Here is a 14412-nt window from a genome sequence, read left to right as displayed (position 1 = left end):
CAGCATGGACCTGGTCTTCTACGGCTTTGCCGTGCTGCTGTTCGCTGCCTGCATCCTGATGGTGGAGGGGGTCTGGCTGTGGTGGTCGGGCACGCACGGCAGCGCGGCGCGGCGCATCAACCGGCGCTTGCGGCTGATGGCGGCGCGCGGCGAGGCGGGCGGCGAGCGGGTCTCCATCCTCAAGCAGCGCCGCTATGCGCGTACGCCCGGCCTCGAGCGCTGGCTGCGGCGCCTGCCGCAGGCGGCAAAGCTCGACCACCTGCTGCTGCAATCGGGCTTGTCCTGGTCGGTGGCGCAGTTCCTGGGCGGCGCGGGCGCCTTGCTGCTGCTGGCGCTGCTGTGGCTGGCCATCTGGCCCATGCCGCTGCCGGGCGCCTTGCTGCTGCTGGGCGTGGCCGGCGGCGGGCCGTGCATGGTCGTGCTGCGCGCGCGGGCGGCGCGGCTGAAAAAGATCGAGGCGCAATTGCCGGAAGCGGCCGATTTCCTGGCCCGCGCGCTGCGCGCCGGGCACTCGTTTTCGAATGTGCTGCAGATGGTCGGTGATGAACTCAATGAGCCGATCAGCGGCGAATTCAAGATGGCGCACGAAGAAATCAATTACGGCGTGCCGATGAACGAGGCGCTGCAAAATCTGGCCGCGCGCATTCCGCTGACGGACTTGCGCTACCTCGTCATCGCCGTGCTGGTGCAGCGCGAATCGGGCGGCAATCTGGCCGAGGTGCTGGTCAGCATCGCGCGCATCATCCGCGCCCGGCTAAAACTGCTGGGGCAGGTGCGCGTGCTGTCGGCCGAGGGGCGCATGTCTGCCTGGGTGCTGGGCTTGATGCCGGTGGTGATGATCGGCGTCATGGCGCTGGTCAACCCGCAATACATCCGCCTGCTGTGGACCGATCCCAGCGGCATCAAATTGCTGTGGTACGCGGCCGGCATGGTGGCGCTGGGTGTCGTGTGGATGCGCCATGTAATCCGCATCCGTATCTAACGTGGAGAAAACGCCATGACTGGCCCGCAACTGCTGTTCCTGTTGATCGTCTTTGCCGTGGTGGTGGCGCTGGCCCTGCTGGCGTGGATAATCTTCTTTCCCGGCACCTTGCGCCAGCGCCTGTTCGGTTCCATGGCGCCGGCCGCCAGCGAGGCGGTGGCCGACACGGGCTGGGTGGAGCGGGTGGCGCGCGTGGCGCAGCCGTTCAGCAAGCTGTCGCTGCCGGAAGAGGGCTGGGAGCGCTCGCCGCTGCGCACGCGCTTCATGAACGCGGGCTGGCGCCAGGCCAGCGCGCCGGCCCTGTATTTTGCGGCGAAAACCGTGCTGGCCCTGCTGTTTCCCACCGTGCTGGGCCTGTACGCGGCCAGCGCCATGGCGGCGCAGCTGCGCAGCGTGCTATTGCTGCTGCTGTGCGTTAGTGCCACCGTCGGTTACTACCTGCCGAACCTGGTGCTGGCCAGCACGGCCAAGCGGCGCCAGCGCGACATCTTTGAAAACATCCCCGACGCGCTCGATTTATTGACCGTGTGCGTGGAAGCGGGCCTGAGTCTGGAGCGCGCGCTGGTCAAAGTGTCGGGCGAAATCCACATCAAGAGCGTGGTGCTGGCGCAGGAATTGCAACTGGTGCTGATGGAAATGCGCGCCGGCTTTTCCAAGGAAAAGGCGCTGCGCAACCTGGCCTTGCGCAGCGGCGTGGAAGATGTCGACACCCTGGTTGCCATGCTGATCCAATCGGAACGTTTCGGCACCAGCATGGGCGATTCGCTGCGCGTGCATTCGGAAAACCTGCGCGGCAAGCGCAGCCTGCTGGCCGAGGAGGCGGCAGCCAAGATCGCCCTGAAACTGCTGTTCCCGCTGATTTTTTGCGTCTTTCCCACCCTCATGCTGGTGCTCATGGGGCCGGCCGTGATCGAAGTGTATCGCGTGCTCGTGCCGGCCATGGCCAGCCGCTGAAAGGAGCTACCATGCGCTTGACGATTTCCCGCCTGGCCGCCGCCTGCGCCTGTCTGGGCCTGGCCGCCTGTACCACGCAGCTGGCCCGCGCGCCGGTGCCGCAGTGGCCTGACGCCGATGCCGCCTATGCGGCGGGGCGCCAGTATTTTGACGCGGGCGACCTGCCTGCCGCGCAAGCGGCGTATGAGCAAGCCCTGCACGCCGCGCCGCGCCACGTGAATGCGCGCAACGGCCTGGCCGTGCTGCACGCGCAGCGCGGCGAACACGATGCGGCGATCGCCCATTGGCTGGCCCTGACGCGGGAGGCCAGTCCGCCGCAGCCGCAGCAGGCCTATCTGTTCAGCAATCTCGGTCACGCCTATTCCCTGAGCGGGCGTGATGCGCAAGCGTTGGTGGCGCTGGAACAGGCGTGCCTGCTCGATCCGCTCAATGCGCTGGCCTGGCAGCATCTGGCGCAAGTGCTGGAACGGCTGGGACAGCACGCGCGCGCCGCCGTCATGCGGCGCCAGGCGCAGAGTCTGCAGGAACACGATCTGCGGCGCGACCTGGCCGTCTTGCGCAAGGAGGCGCCGCAGAAGGAAGCGCCCGTGGCCGCGCCGCTGCCGGATGCACCGGCCATGGCGCGCATCGACATCACGCAAACCGACGGCATGGCGCGCCTGCAGCGCGTGCCGGCCGCTGCGCACGGCGTGTCCGCTGCCGCTGCCATGGCGGAGCGGTTCATGCCGGCTGCCGCCGTGCCCCGTCCGCGCCTGGAAATTGTGAACGGCAACGGCGTGCCCGGCCTGGCAGCCGCGCTGGCGCGCAGTCTGGCCGGCGCTCCCGTGCAGGTGGTGCGTCTGGCCAATGAATCGAGTTTCCAGGTGGCGCGCACGCGCGTCGAATACCGGCCTGCGCAGGAGCAGGCGGCGCGCCAGCTGGCCCGCCAGTTGGGGTTGCAGATACAAACCCAGGTGCAGACCCAGGCCGCCGATTGCCCTGCCAGCGAGCTGCGCCTGGTGCTGGGGCGCGACCTGAGCGATCCAGCCATGCTGCACCGCTATTATCTGCAGCAGCTGCAACTGGCGCGCCAGGCGCTGGCGCGGCTCGGTTAACAGGTTTTTTGTCGGCATAAAAAACGCGGCGCCTTTGCGGGCGCCGCGTGTTTTTCATGCGGTTGCTTATTTCGGCTGGCGGCGCGTAAAAGCCAGGGCGGCCAGTCCCGCGCCCAGCAGGAACAGGGTGCCCGGTTCCGGTACTTGCAAGGGATCGATGACGACGATGTCGGTGCGCGTGGACTTGGAAAAGTTCAAGGTGTAGCTGCCGGCGGGCAGGGCGAAATTCGAAGTCAGGGAAAACATCGCAAAGCCATTCGTGAAGGCGCGCCCGGTGGCCGGGTCGTTGGTGCCGGCCGTCATGTTCAGGCTGAACGGGTCGAGGCTGCCGACCGTATGGTTGCCGTTGACGTCGCTGCCATTGTTGGCATCGCCATCGGGCGCGAACTGGAAGATCACGCCGTCGGCATTCGCGTTCGACAGGCAGCCCACGGGACTGGAATTATTGCACGAGATATTGAAGATATCCATGATCGACACGCTCGACTTGTCGCCCATGGTCGTCACGCTGGTGCGCAGGTCGCGCCGACCCATGAAGCTGAAGGTGATGAAGCCAGCGCTCGACAGGGTCAGGTTGACGGAGCCGGTGAGCGTGTCGCCAGCCGTGGACGTGGCGGCACCGACCGTGTTGCGTTGTGCTTCCGCAACGGCGCGCACGGTGGAGCCGCCATTGAGCATATTGCCGAAGGCGTGTGCATCGCCGCGGGCGAATTCCAGGGTGGAACTGGGGCTGGGTGCGTAATGATTCTGCGGCAAGCCGCCGCAGCCGCCGCCCGAACACACTTGCAGCACGTCGGCATTGGCGGCCGGTCCTGTATTGACGGCGCGCGGATTGACAGCCACGCCGCCCTGAAAGAAGGCGCTGTCGCTGGCATTGCGGTTGGCGCCAGCCAGCGACAGCGCGCCAGCGCTGGTGGTGATGCGGAAAGTGTTCAACTCATTGACGGCCAGGCCGTATGCGCCAGCCTGCGCCTGACCGCTGGCCAGCAGGCTTGCCGCCGCCAGTGCGCCCAGCCAGCCCAGCGTCTTGCTTCGTGTGTGATTGACGTTCATCGCAGCCTCTTATCGTGGTCAGTCTCGGAAAATCCGGGGGATAAAGAATCCAGAATGACTTGCCTGGATTCATCTCGTAGACAGGGATAAGCAGCTTGCGTGCCACACAAAAAAATCACATGGAATCAAACACTTGCGAAAAGCGGACTGAGCTGGAAGAAGCAAAGTGTAAGAAAGGCCGACGCCGCCTCAGGTGCCCCGGTGATAACCGAGGTGGCCGTCCGCATTGCGCGCGCAGCCGCAACCGATGCGCGCCACTTCCTCGCCTTCCGCCAGTTTCCAGTTGGCAATCGTCGTGGCCGCAATACCGCTGCGGCGCTTGCGCCAGATCAAAGGTGCGGCACATCGCCTCTCGCCGATCATTGCCCGGTAAAATAGGCCATGGCAAACAAAACTCCCACCTTCCCCGGCGCACGCACGGGCCGCGGCCAGGTCCTGGCCGTGCTGCTGTCGAACCGCGACCAGTCCGGCGCCGAACCGCTGCAAGGCCGCGTCTCGCTGGCCGCCATCGTCAAGGCGCTGAAACGCAAATACTACTGGCCGATTGAAACGCACAGCTTTCCCGCCAACATGCAGGACGGCCGCGCCAGCTGGGCGACCGTCTACAGCTTGCCGGAAAAGGTCATCGAGACCGCGCTGAACAGCGGCGGCCGCGAGTGGCTGGAAAGCCGGGGAGCGGTTGGGCGGCGGTGAATGCGCCGCAGTACGCTATTCGAGCCGGAAGCCGACCTTCAGCGTGACCTGGAAGTGCGCCACCTTGCCATCGACGATATGGCCGCGCGACTCCGTCACTTCATACCAGTCCATGTGCTTGACCGTCAGCGCCGCCTTGGCAATGGCATCGCGTATCGCCTGATCGCTGCTCTCGGTCGACGTGCCAACCAGCTCGATCAGCTTGTAAGTATGTGCGGACATGATATTTCCCCAGGTAGGCAAGCCAGACATCGGGAGCCTGCTTTGCACAAGCACATGCGCATCTTGCGCCTAAATGTGCCGGACGTCATTGCGCGGTGCAGCAATGCGTCGCGCCAGCCGAAAGTCCTTCCCTTCAGGCTGGCGGCATCCGTTGAAGGACGGCCGCTGAAGCAAGCAGGCCGCCCAGAATTTTGTCGGCTACCTTTTCCGAAAACCCCACAGGCAGTTCGCTGCGGACCTTGTCTACGACCGCGGGCGTGCGTGCAATGAAGTCCTGCAGCAGCGGCTCCGCGCTCACACCGTAGCCGACCTCTTTGGCTGTGCTGTTGAAGTGGCGCCGCTCGATGCCATGCGCCAGGTAGTGCCGGTTGTTACCGAGCAGCGCCATTGCCAACTTGAGCTTGCGTTCGCTCCACTGATTCGGCCCTGGGCCGATAACCGGGTAGGCGGACATCACATCATAGATGGGCGTCAGCTTGAATCGTCCCGCACCAGCGAGGAGCTGGATACTGAAGTTTTTGGCGTGGCCATCCGGCGCACGCAGCATCCAGAACAGCAGTTGGGATGCCATGAGCGTGTGCATATCCGCGGCGCTATCCCGCGATTGCTGCAGCAGGGTGCACATCTGTTTGAGCCCCGGGCCGCCGTCATTTTCATATTTCAGCAGCGGCGATGTTCCAGTGGCCTGGCAAAAGTCTTCTTGAACAAGCCGGAACAGCTGCTTACCGTTGGCCGAGCGCGTGCGGTCGAAGCGCTCGACGACGAGCACGCGTTGCGCGCCAAACGTCGCAATCTCGGCATTGGCCGTGGGCAGTCCGAATTCCTTGAACAGGCGCAGGCACAACCATTCGTTATCGACCGACGTGGTGAAGTCGGCCCGCTTCCCGCCCACCATCCCGATTGGAAGCTTGAAGATGTGTGTCGTCGGCGTGGCGCCGCGCGGCTTCATCCATTTTCCATCCCACCAGAGGAATGCGTCCTTCTCTTGCGCCCCGGCGAGCGAAATGCGGAAGTCGTCGTCGGCGTCATCGACGGCGCCGTGCCGCTCCAGGCTCACCACTTCAAGCAGGTGGCGCTCGATGTCTTCCTCGCTGACGGTGATGCCGTCAACATGAACAAGTTTTTCCGGTGTGGCGCCTTCCGGCAGCAGTTGCAAGGCGCCTGCGCAGTCCCGGCCAACGGCCGCGAGCAGGTCGAAAGAGTCGAGCGAGCCTGTCTTGAAGCGGGTCGCAACACGCTTACGAATGATGTCGCTGTCCGGCAGCAAGCCCTCGAAGTAGTTCGAGACATTGGCGCCCTTCAGCGGCTCACCGTGCATATTGAACGGCAACGACAGCGAGATGGGGCGACCAAGCCTGGATTGGCGCCAGCCGGCGTCGTACGCCAGTTCGGAGTCCCCATTGGCGTTGATCGTCCAGCGGCCGACGTAGTCGCCATTGGCCCAGAGGTGCAGTGTTTGGCTGTGTGAGCGGCGACCCATGGCTACCACTCCGCCGAGCTGCTGGCCGTGGATGTATCGCGCTCGCCCAAGTGCAACTCCAGCTCGAGGGCCGAACACCAGCTCAGCAGCTGCTTGACGCTGATTTCGTCGGCATGGCTTTCGAGGTAGGAGATGCGATTCTGGCTCAAGCCGACATGAGTTGCGATGGCCGCCTGGGTGAGCTTGTGCCGCTTGCGAGTCGATACGAGCAGTTGGCCGAGCTGTGACGCGGTGAGCAGAAGTAGGGAGGTGGGTGCGCAAGACATTTCAAATATCCGCTATTCAGATAAAAAAATTTTATCTGATATTCGGATAAAGTCAATATATCTGAATATCGGATAAATCGAATTTATCTGCATACCGGATATTTCTTGCGGAAGTATATGAATGATAAGTATCAGCCATGGACATAGCTTTAGCGGAGGGGGGATTGCAGCAAATGTCCCAGAAACGACAAAGGGTTATAGATAAGATATCTATAACCCTTTGATTTACTGAATATTCTTGGTGCCGACTGCCGGTTTCGAACTGGCCACCTGATGATTACAAATCAACTGCTCTACCAAATGAGCTAAGTCGGCAAAAACTGCGCGTTGCGAATTATACGCTATTTAATGCGTGTCAGGGTCGGGCGGCCGCCTTTTTTTGGTGGCTCGTCGTCGCTTGGGGTAGCGTTGTCGCGTTGTTCGGGGGAGCTGGTCGGTACGGACGACAGGGTCGGGGCGCTGGAGACCGGGGCGATCGCTGGCGGCGGCACGTCGGCGGAGGCCGGGCTGTCCGTCGGTTGCGCGTCGGGATCATCGTTGCCCAGCACGGGCTCGAAGGCCATGCCCTGGCCGTTTTCGTTGGCGTAGATGGCCATCACATTGTCGACCGGCACGTAGATTTCGCGCGAGACGCCGCCAAAGCGGGCGTGGAAGCGGATGGCGTCGTTGTCCATCTTCAGGCCGCTGGTGGCGCCGAAGCTGATGTTGAGCACGATCTCGCCCTTTTTCACGTATTCCATCGGTACCGTGGTGCGCGAATCGACTTTGACCGCGAGATAAGGCGTGTAGCCGCTGTCGGTGCACCACTCGTAGATGGCGCGCAGCATATAAGGTTTGGTTGAGATTTCAGACATGGTAGGCACTGTGAGGCGGGAGCGCCCCCCATCAAGCATGAGGCGGGCGCACCGGTAATTCAAAAGACTGGCTGCTGACGCAAGATGCCCCGGCAGACGCTGCCTGCCGGGAAGATCTTTTAGCGGCGCATCACTTTCTCGGATGGCGTCAGTGCTTCGATATAGGCTGGACGCGAGAAGATGCGTTCGGCGTATTTCATCAGCGGTGCGGCCGTCTTCGACAGTTCGATGCCGTAGTGGTCCAGGCGCCACAGCAGCGGCGCGACAGCCACGTCGAGCATCGAGAACTCGTCGCCCAGCATGTACTTGTTTTTCAGGAACAGTGGCGCCAGGGTCGTCAGGCGGTCGCGGATTTCCGCGCGTGCCTTGTCGTGGGCCTTGTCGTTGCTCTTGGCGCGTTCGCTTTCCAGCACGTGCACGTGCACGAACAGTTCTTTTTCGAAATTGAACAGCATCAGGCGCGCGCGGGCACGCATCAGCGGATCGGCCGGCATCAGTTGCGGATGCGGGAAGCGCTCATCGATGTACTCGTTGATGATGTTCGATTCATACAGGATCAGTTCGCGTTCGACCAGGATAGGCACCTGACCGTACGGATTCATGGTCGAAATGTCTTCCGGTTTGTTGAACAGGTCGACGTCGCGCACTTCGAAGTCCATGCCTTTTTCAAACAGGACCAGGCGGCAGCGTTGCGAAAATGGGCAGGTTGTACCCGAATAGAGAACCATCATTTTTTATAGTTCCTTAGAAACAAAGGGGGTGAAGCCGCGAACGGCTCACCCCAGGTCGCTTGTCCACTCATGCGGACAACGCAGAAACAGGCATAAACCGGCCTATGGCCGGCGCCTCACTTATTTGACTTCCTTCCAGAACGACGCGTTAAGGCGCCATGCCAGCAGAGCAAAGACCGACAGGAACAGCAGCACCCACACGCCCAGGCGCTTGCGTGTCTGCTGTGCCGGTTCGGCCATCCACTCCATGTAGCCGACCAGGTCGGCTACCGCATTGTCATACTCGATCTTGTTCAACGTACCTGGCTTGACCTGCTCGAAGCCGGCAAATTTGTGGATCTTCTTGCCAGCGTCGTGCGGATCATTCTCTTCCACGAACTTGGCAGACTGGACACCTTGCAATTCCCATAATACATGCGGCATGGCAACATTCGGCACGACCATGTTGTTCCAGCCGGTCGGACGAGTGTCGTCTTTATAGAACGTACGCAGGTAAGTATACAGGTAGTCGCCGCCTGTGCCAGCGGAAGATGATTTCGCGCGCGAAATTACCGACAAATCCGGCGGTACGACGCCAAAGAACGCCTTGGCGTCCTGCGGTGCCAGGCTTGTCGTCATCAGGTCGCCGACTTTATCGCCGGAGAACAACAGATTCTGCTTGATCTGGTCTTCCGTCAAGCCCAGGTCTTTCAGACGGTTGTAGCGCATCGACACGGCGGCGTGGCAATTCAGGCAATAATTGACGAACAATTTGGCGCCATGTTGCAGCGCCGCCATGTTGGTCTGGCGGTCAGGAGCCTTGTCCAGCGGAAAGCCGCCTTCGCTGGCGAGAGCCATGGCAGGCACGAAGGCCAGGATGGCGAGCAGTTTTTTTGCAATCTTCATATGATGTATGTCCTTTGAGCGTGGCGTGAGAGCGGCTTAGTGCGGGTGAAACGTCACACGCGACGGCACGGTCTTGAACTTGCCCATTGCACTCCACCATGGCATCAGCAGGAAGAAGCTGAAGTAAATCAGGGTGCACACTTGCGACACGATGGTTTTCGCATCCGTAGGCGCCTGGGTGCCCAGGTAGCCGAGGATCAGGAACGACAGGCCGAAGATGGCGTACACATATTTGTGCCAGGTCGGACGGTAGCGGATCGATTTCACGGGCGAATGGTCGAGCCATGGCAGGAACGCCAGGATCACGACGGAACCGCCGAAGAACACCACGCCCCAGAATTTCGCGTCCAGCACCTGCGGCAGCATGCCGATGATGGCGACGATGGCGATGCCGGCGATGATGGACTTGACGGCCGTCGACAGGCGCGACTTGAGCCAGATGAACACCACGTAGGCAGCCACGACACCCATCAGCACGTACATGAAGTCGGCCGTGGTGGCACGCAGCACCGAGTAGAACGGCGTGAAGTACCAGGTTGGCGCGATGTGCAGCGGGGTCTTCAGCGAGTCGCCCGGCAGGAAGTTGTTGTATTCCAGGAAATATCCGCCCATTTCCGGCGCGAAGAAGACGACGGCGCTGAAAATGACGAGGAAGATCGATACGCCGAACAGGTCATGCACGGTGTAGTACGGATGCGATGGAATCGAATCGACCGGGTGGCCATCGGCGCCCAGGTTTTCTTTGACTTCGATGCCGTCCGGATTGCTCGAACCGACTTCATGCAGGGCGATCAAGTGCGCTGCAACCAAGCCCAGCAGTACCAGCGGGATGGCGATCACGTGGAAAGCGAAGAAGCGGTTCAGGGTGGCGTCGGAAACAACGTAGTCGCCGCGGATCCACAGCGACAGGTCAGGGCCGATCAGCGGGATGGCGCCAAACAGGTTGACGATCACCTGGGCGCCCCAGTACGACATCTGGCCCCATGGCAGCAGGTAGCCGAAGAACGCTTCGGCCATCAGGCACAGGAAGATGGCGAAACCGAACAGCCAGATCAGTTCACGTGGCTTGCGGTACGAGCCGTACAGCAGGCCGCGCGTCATGTGCAGGTAGACGATGATGAAGAAGGCCGAGGCGCCCGTCGAGTGCATGTAGCGCACCAGCCAGCCCCACGGCACTTCGCGCATGATGTACTCGACGGAATTGAAGGCCAGGGCCGCATCCGGTTTGTAGTGCATGGTCAGGAAGATGCCGGTGACGATCTGCAAGACCAGCACCAGCATGGCCAGCGAGCCGAAGATGTACCAGAAATTGAAGTTTTTCGGGGCGTAGTACTTGCCCCATTGGTCGTTCCACAGCTTGGTCAGGGGAAAGCGGTCATCGACCCAGCCCAGCGCTTTTTCGGCGACGGGAGCGTCTGCCGGGAACTTCGTTTCTTTGAAAGCAGCCATGATCAAGCCTCGCCTTTCTCGTCTTTACCTATCAGCAATTTGGTGTCGCTCAGATACATATGACGCGGCACTTGCAGGTTGTCCGGCGCCGGCTTGTTCTTGAACACGCGGCCTGCCATGTCGAAGGTGGAGCCGTGGCAAGGGCACAGGAAGCCGCCTTCCCAGTCATCGGGCAGCGACGGTTGCGGGCCGGGCGTAAATTTCGAGGAAGGGGAGCAGCCCAAATGGGTGCAGATGCCGACGGCGACGAGAATTTCAGGCTTGATCGAGCGTGCCTCGTTCATGCAGTATTCCGGCGTGAATTCGGCGGGATTACGCTGGGAATTGGCATCGGCGACCTTGCCATCGGTTTGCTTGAGCGACGCGATCATTTCCGGCGTGCGCTTGAGGATCCAGACCGGCTTGCCGCGCCATTCGACGGTGCGCATTTCGCCGGGTTGCAAGGTGGTGATGTCTACTTCGACCGGCGCGCCAGCCGCTTTCGCGCGCTCCGACGGCTGGAAGGTGCTTACCAAGGCTCCCGCGGTTGCCAATCCGACTACACTGCCCGCCGCGCACGTGGCGACGAGCAAGCCGCGACGGCCTGAATCGACCTGCTTTTCGTTACTCATGCAAACCCCAATCAGTCAAAATGCGAATCTTTATTATGAGTGGCAGCCGCGAAAAACCCGTCGCCGAAGCTCTATCCCACTGATTGCCGCAACCCGCATCTTTGTACGGTAAAGTGGCAACATCCCTGCGGAACTTCGGACTATGGCGCAGCCCGTGCCAGTTTCTTGTTGATTATCCGGAAGTGAAAAAGCCACTTCTGGCAACCGCAAATTATAAGTGAAGCAAACAACGAATAAAACCAAAACGTTGCTTGTACCATAATTTATATACTTTTGCAGGAGGTGGCTAGTTCTTTCGAACTAGATGCGCACGGCTGTGCCGGAATTGGTCTCGCCAGCAACCACAAGTTGGTGTCACCAGGAATCAATAGTATGATCGGCATGTTTTTATATCTATCCGAAGGAGAAATTCATGGCAATGATGCAAGAATTTAAAGAATTTGCAATGAAGGGTAACGTCGTCGATCTGGCGGTCGGTGTCATTATCGGTGGCGCCTTCGGCAAGATTGTCGATTCCTTGGTGCAAGACGTGATCATGCCGCCCATCGGCCGCATTTTCGGCGGCCTCGATTTCGCCAATTACTACCTGCCCCTGAATGGCCAGGCCACGACGATGACCCTGGTGGAAGCGAAAAAAGCGGGCGCCGTGCTGGCCTACGGTAATTTTTTGACCATTTTGCTCAACTTCGTCATTCTCGCTTTCATCATCTTCCAGATGGTACGCCTGATGAACAAGGCCCGCCGCAGCGAACCGGTCGCGCCGGCGCCAGCGCCAGTCACGCCGGAAGACATCGTGCTGCTGCGTGAAATCCGCGACTCCCTGCAGCAGAACGCACGCAACGGCGGCGATCTGGCAAAATAAGCCGTTCCGGCACGGGCCGGCTGACCTGGGCAGAGAACTGTATGCGACGATTCTGGTTATTGTTTGCGCAAACCGTGACGATCGCGTTGGCGCTGTATTTTGTGTATGGCGCGCTGCGCCCGGCCAGCCGGGTACAGCAGCTGGGTTCTCCCGCGAAACCGGTGCCCGTGGTGGAAACGGCGTCGAGCAGCCTGGCGCCCGGTTCCTACCGCGACGCGGCGGCGCGCGCCATGCCCGCCGTCGTCAACATCCTCACCCTGCAAGTGCCCAAGCGCGGCGCCCATCCGCTGGCGCGCGATCCCTTCTTCAAACGTTTCTTCGGCGACCGCGACCCGGACGACGGGGATGACGACGACTTGAAAAACAGCCTCGGCTCGGGTGTCATCGTCAGCCATGAAGGCTATGTGCTGACCAACAACCACGTGGTCGAAGGCGCCGACGAAATCGAAGTGGTGCTGACCGATGGCCGCAAGGCGCCGGCCAAGGTGGTGGGCCTGGACCCGGAAACGGATCTGGCCGTCATCAAGATCGACCTCGACAAGCTGCCCGTCATCGTGCTGGGCCAGTCGGAACTGGCGCGCGTGGGCGACGTGGTGCTGGCCATCGGCAACCCGTTCGGCGTGGGCCAGACGGTGACCATGGGCATCATCTCCGCCTTGGGCCGCAACAACCTGCACATCAACAGCTTTGAAAATTTCATCCAGACGGATGCGGCGATTAACTTCGGCAACTCGGGCGGCGCCCTGGTCGATACGCGCGGCAATCTGATCGGCATCAATACGGCGATTTACTCGCAAAGCGGCGGCTCCGTCGGCATCGGCTTCGCCATTCCCGTCTCGACGACCAAGATGGTGATGGAAGCCATCATCAAGGATGGCCACGTGGTGCGCGGCTGGATCGGCGTGGAAACACAGGACATCACGCCCGAACTAGCGCAAAGCTTCAACTTGCAGCGCACCAGCGGCGCCATCATCGCCGGCGTGGTGCGCAACGGCCCGGCCGACAAGGCGGGTATCGTGCCGGGCGACATCCTGCTGACGGTGCAAGGCAAGCCCGTCGGCGACACGACGGAAATGCTGAACCTGATCGCGCAACTGCCGCCCGGCGAAAAAGCTAAAATGACGGTGCTGCGCAAGAATCGCGAAGCGGCACTCGACGTGATGGTGGGCAAGCGCCCTATCCCGAAAGAGCTTTCCAAATAGTTGCTGATCGGAATTTGACACATGCATGTGCGTGATTTGACCCAATTTTTACGTGAACTGAGCGACAACAACAACCGTCCCTGGTTTGTGATGAACAAGCCCCGCTACGACATCCTGCGCGAGGAATTTCTCGCCTTGGTGACGTCACTCATTGCTGAACTCGGCAAGTTCGATCCGGCCGTGAAATACTGCAATCCAAAGAAGGCTTTGTTCCGCATCAACCGCGACGTGCGTTTTGCGCACGATAAAAGTCCGTACAAGACGCGTTTTTCGGCCGCCATCGCGCCGAACGACATGCGCCGCCCCAGCAAGGCGGGCGGCCCCACGTATTACCTGCAGATCGACGGCCAGGGCAACTTGCTGTTCGGCGCCGGCGAATACATGCCGCCGCCGGGCCGCCTGAAGGCGCTGCGCGAGCATATGCTCAACGACGCGCCAGGTTTTTCCAAAGTGCTGAAAAATAAGCGTTTGAAGGCCCGCTTCGGCACCATCCAGAACGAGGGCAAGTTGCAGCGCCCGCCGAAGGGGTTTGACGCGGACGCCGAACATATCGAATTCATCAAGCTGAAGAGCTTTTTTGTCTGGACCGAAGTGCCGCTGCCCGTCAACGCCCCCGAGCAACTGCTGCCGACCCTGGCGGAAGGCTTGAAGGATGCGTGGCCGCTGGTCGAGTGGATGCGCGGCGCGAAAGAGCCGGAGGAAGTCACCGAGTAACTGCTGAAGGAGCACATGATGGCACTGGAGCACGCAAGTTCAGGACAGGTGATCGAGGTGCTGCGCAGGGACGGCGACGACCTGTCGCAGTTTTCCGCCATCGCGCTGGCCAAGACGGATGAGCTGGAACTGATCCGCATGTGCATGCCCAAAGGCAAGACCATGCCCGAGCATCACGTGCTCGGCGAGATCACCTTGCTGTGCCTGCAAGGGCAGGTGGCGGTGGAGGCGCATGGCGGCGTGCAGGTGCTGGGACCGGGCCAGATGCTGTATCTGCTCGGCGGCCAGGCACACGCCCTGGAAGCGCGCGAAGACAGTTTATTGTTGCTCACCATACTCATGCACAAGGCGGGGCGCTAG

Annotated in this window: 18 protein-coding genes and 1 tRNA gene; 8 read left to right on the top strand and 11 right to left on the bottom strand. The window is 61.2% G+C overall.

From position 1 onward, the window contains the following. Positions 1-4 precede the first annotated feature (4 nt). Genes ACPJXG_RS27135 through ACPJXG_RS27125 form a run of 3 tightly spaced genes read left to right on the top strand, consistent with a single transcriptional unit; the run spans position 5 to position 3030 of the window. Positions 5-982 (top strand): type II secretion system F family protein, encoded by a 978-nt coding sequence (locus tag ACPJXG_RS27135; protein WP_425252851.1) that lies wholly within the window; start codon positions 5-7, stop codon positions 980-982. 15 nt (positions 983-997) lie between these two features. Beyond that, positions 998-1936 carry a type II secretion system F family protein gene (locus tag ACPJXG_RS27130; protein WP_425252850.1) on the top strand — a complete coding sequence of 313 codons (939 nt, stop codon included), beginning with the start codon at positions 998-1000 and terminating at the stop codon, positions 1934-1936. A gap of 11 nt (positions 1937-1947) precedes the next feature. Next, positions 1948-3030 carry a LytR C-terminal domain-containing protein gene (locus ACPJXG_RS27125; protein WP_425252849.1) on the top strand — a complete coding sequence of 361 codons (1083 nt, stop codon included), beginning with the start codon at positions 1948-1950 and terminating at the stop codon, positions 3028-3030. Between the two features lie 66 nt (positions 3031-3096). Here the strand turns inward: ACPJXG_RS27125 and ACPJXG_RS27120 are convergent, their stop codons facing one another. Beyond that, positions 3097-4083, bottom strand: a complete 987-nt coding sequence (locus ACPJXG_RS27120) for an EDSAP-1 family PEP-CTERM protein (RefSeq protein WP_425252848.1) — start codon at positions 4081-4083, stop codon at positions 3097-3099. 189 nt (positions 4084-4272) lie between these two features. Further along, positions 4273-4416: a hypothetical protein gene (locus ACPJXG_RS27115; RefSeq protein ID WP_425252847.1), complete on the bottom strand. Its 144-nt coding sequence runs from the start codon at positions 4414-4416 to the stop codon at positions 4273-4275. A gap of 48 nt (positions 4417-4464) precedes the next feature. Here ACPJXG_RS27115 and ACPJXG_RS27110 point away from each other — a divergent pair, with 48 nt between their 5' ends. Further along, entirely contained in the window at positions 4465-4776 is a 312-nt protein-coding gene (locus ACPJXG_RS27110; protein WP_425252846.1) for a hypothetical protein, read from the top strand. 15 nt (positions 4777-4791) lie between these two features. Here the strand turns inward: ACPJXG_RS27110 and ACPJXG_RS27105 are convergent, their stop codons facing one another. The 9 genes from ACPJXG_RS27105 to petA form a co-directional block, all read right to left on the bottom strand. Beyond that, on the bottom strand, positions 4792-4998 hold the full coding sequence (locus ACPJXG_RS27105; RefSeq protein WP_034753599.1) for a dodecin: 207 nt from the start codon (positions 4996-4998) through the stop codon (positions 4792-4794). Positions 4999-5131: 133 nt separating this feature from the next. Further along, the gene (locus ACPJXG_RS27100; protein WP_425252845.1) at positions 5132-6478 is read right to left on the bottom strand and encodes a type II toxin-antitoxin system HipA family toxin; all 1347 of its coding nucleotides are present in this window, start codon (positions 6476-6478) and stop codon (positions 5132-5134) included. 2 nt (positions 6479-6480) lie between these two features. Beyond that, positions 6481-6744: a helix-turn-helix domain-containing protein gene (locus tag ACPJXG_RS27095; RefSeq protein WP_425252844.1), complete on the bottom strand. Its 264-nt coding sequence runs from the start codon at positions 6742-6744 to the stop codon at positions 6481-6483. Between the two features lie 239 nt (positions 6745-6983). Beyond that, positions 6984-7059: transfer RNA gene (locus tag ACPJXG_RS27090), tRNA-Thr, on the bottom strand. Between the two features lie 26 nt (positions 7060-7085). After that, positions 7086-7598 (bottom strand): ClpXP protease specificity-enhancing factor, encoded by a 513-nt coding sequence (locus ACPJXG_RS27085; protein WP_035823815.1) that lies wholly within the window; start codon positions 7596-7598, stop codon positions 7086-7088. A gap of 119 nt (positions 7599-7717) precedes the next feature. Further along, positions 7718-8329: a glutathione S-transferase N-terminal domain-containing protein gene (locus ACPJXG_RS27080; protein WP_010394154.1), complete on the bottom strand. Its 612-nt coding sequence runs from the start codon at positions 8327-8329 to the stop codon at positions 7718-7720. 120 nt (positions 8330-8449) lie between these two features. Continuing rightward, complete coding sequence (locus tag ACPJXG_RS27075) at positions 8450-9214, bottom strand: cytochrome c1 (RefSeq protein ID WP_035823818.1); 765 nt, start codon at positions 9212-9214, stop codon at positions 8450-8452. A 36-nt stretch (positions 9215-9250) separates the two neighbouring features. Continuing rightward, positions 9251-10663, bottom strand: coding sequence for a cytochrome b (locus ACPJXG_RS27070; RefSeq protein ID WP_425252843.1), 1413 nt, complete (start codon positions 10661-10663; stop codon positions 9251-9253). Between the two features lie 2 nt (positions 10664-10665). Then, positions 10666-11274, bottom strand: coding sequence for a ubiquinol-cytochrome c reductase iron-sulfur subunit (gene petA, locus ACPJXG_RS27065; protein WP_034783594.1), 609 nt, complete (start codon positions 11272-11274; stop codon positions 10666-10668). Between the two features lie 412 nt (positions 11275-11686). On the opposite strand from petA, the gene mscL reads away from it, so the two are divergent. Genes mscL through ACPJXG_RS27045 form a run of 4 tightly spaced genes read left to right on the top strand, consistent with a single transcriptional unit; the run spans position 11687 to position 14412 of the window. Further along, a complete protein-coding gene (gene mscL, locus ACPJXG_RS27060; protein ID WP_035823819.1) occupies positions 11687-12136 on the top strand; it encodes a large conductance mechanosensitive channel protein MscL in 450 nt (149 codons plus the stop codon). 41 nt (positions 12137-12177) lie between these two features. Continuing rightward, entirely contained in the window at positions 12178-13338 is a 1161-nt protein-coding gene (locus tag ACPJXG_RS27055) for a Do family serine endopeptidase (protein WP_425252842.1), read from the top strand. A gap of 21 nt (positions 13339-13359) precedes the next feature. After that, complete coding sequence (locus ACPJXG_RS27050) at positions 13360-14052, top strand: DUF2461 domain-containing protein (protein ID WP_035823821.1); 693 nt, start codon at positions 13360-13362, stop codon at positions 14050-14052. A 15-nt stretch (positions 14053-14067) separates the two neighbouring features. After that, positions 14068-14412 (top strand): hypothetical protein, encoded by a 345-nt coding sequence (locus ACPJXG_RS27045; protein ID WP_235432792.1) that lies wholly within the window; start codon positions 14068-14070, stop codon positions 14410-14412.

Origin of the sequence: Janthinobacterium sp. NFX145 (assembly GCF_049810325.1) — a bacterium.
Lineage (GTDB): Bacteria > Pseudomonadota > Gammaproteobacteria > Burkholderiales > Burkholderiaceae_D > Janthinobacterium > Janthinobacterium rivuli.
Note: the sequence above shows the minus strand (reverse complement) of the source record. Positions and strands in the feature narration are given on the sequence as shown.

Excerpts from the sequence above, each read along its gene's own strand:
- ACPJXG_RS27135 (WP_425252851.1), top strand. The coding sequence starts at position 5 with ATGGACCTGGTCTTCTACGGCTTTGCCGTGCTGCTGTTCGCTGCCTGC.
- ACPJXG_RS27130 (WP_425252850.1), top strand. The coding sequence starts at position 998 with ATGACTGGCCCGCAACTGCTGTTCCTGTTGATCGTCTTTGCCGTGGTG.
- ACPJXG_RS27125 (WP_425252849.1), top strand. The coding sequence starts at position 1,948 with ATGCGCTTGACGATTTCCCGCCTGGCCGCCGCCTGCGCCTGTCTGGGC.
- ACPJXG_RS27120 (WP_425252848.1), bottom strand. The coding sequence starts at position 4,083 with ATGAACGTCAATCACACACGAAGCAAGACGCTGGGCTGGCTGGGCGCA.
- ACPJXG_RS27110 (WP_425252846.1), top strand. The coding sequence starts at position 4,465 with ATGGCAAACAAAACTCCCACCTTCCCCGGCGCACGCACGGGCCGCGGC.
- ACPJXG_RS27105 (WP_034753599.1), bottom strand. The coding sequence starts at position 4,998 with ATGTCCGCACATACTTACAAGCTGATCGAGCTGGTTGGCACGTCGACC.
- ACPJXG_RS27100 (WP_425252845.1), bottom strand. The coding sequence starts at position 6,478 with ATGGGTCGCCGCTCACACAGCCAAACACTGCACCTCTGGGCCAATGGC.
- ACPJXG_RS27095 (WP_425252844.1), bottom strand. The coding sequence starts at position 6,744 with ATGTCTTGCGCACCCACCTCCCTACTTCTGCTCACCGCGTCACAGCTC.
- ACPJXG_RS27085 (WP_035823815.1), bottom strand. The coding sequence starts at position 7,598 with ATGTCTGAAATCTCAACCAAACCTTATATGCTGCGCGCCATCTACGAG.
- ACPJXG_RS27080 (WP_010394154.1), bottom strand. The coding sequence starts at position 8,329 with ATGATGGTTCTCTATTCGGGTACAACCTGCCCATTTTCGCAACGCTGC.
- ACPJXG_RS27075 (WP_035823818.1), bottom strand. The coding sequence starts at position 9,214 with ATGAAGATTGCAAAAAAACTGCTCGCCATCCTGGCCTTCGTGCCTGCC.
- ACPJXG_RS27070 (WP_425252843.1), bottom strand. The coding sequence starts at position 10,663 with ATGGCTGCTTTCAAAGAAACGAAGTTCCCGGCAGACGCTCCCGTCGCC.
- petA (WP_034783594.1), bottom strand. The coding sequence starts at position 11,274 with ATGAGTAACGAAAAGCAGGTCGATTCAGGCCGTCGCGGCTTGCTCGTC.
- mscL (WP_035823819.1), top strand. The coding sequence starts at position 11,687 with ATGGCAATGATGCAAGAATTTAAAGAATTTGCAATGAAGGGTAACGTC.
- ACPJXG_RS27055 (WP_425252842.1), top strand. The coding sequence starts at position 12,178 with ATGCGACGATTCTGGTTATTGTTTGCGCAAACCGTGACGATCGCGTTG.
- ACPJXG_RS27050 (WP_035823821.1), top strand. The coding sequence starts at position 13,360 with ATGCATGTGCGTGATTTGACCCAATTTTTACGTGAACTGAGCGACAAC.
- ACPJXG_RS27045 (WP_235432792.1), top strand. The coding sequence starts at position 14,068 with ATGATGGCACTGGAGCACGCAAGTTCAGGACAGGTGATCGAGGTGCTG.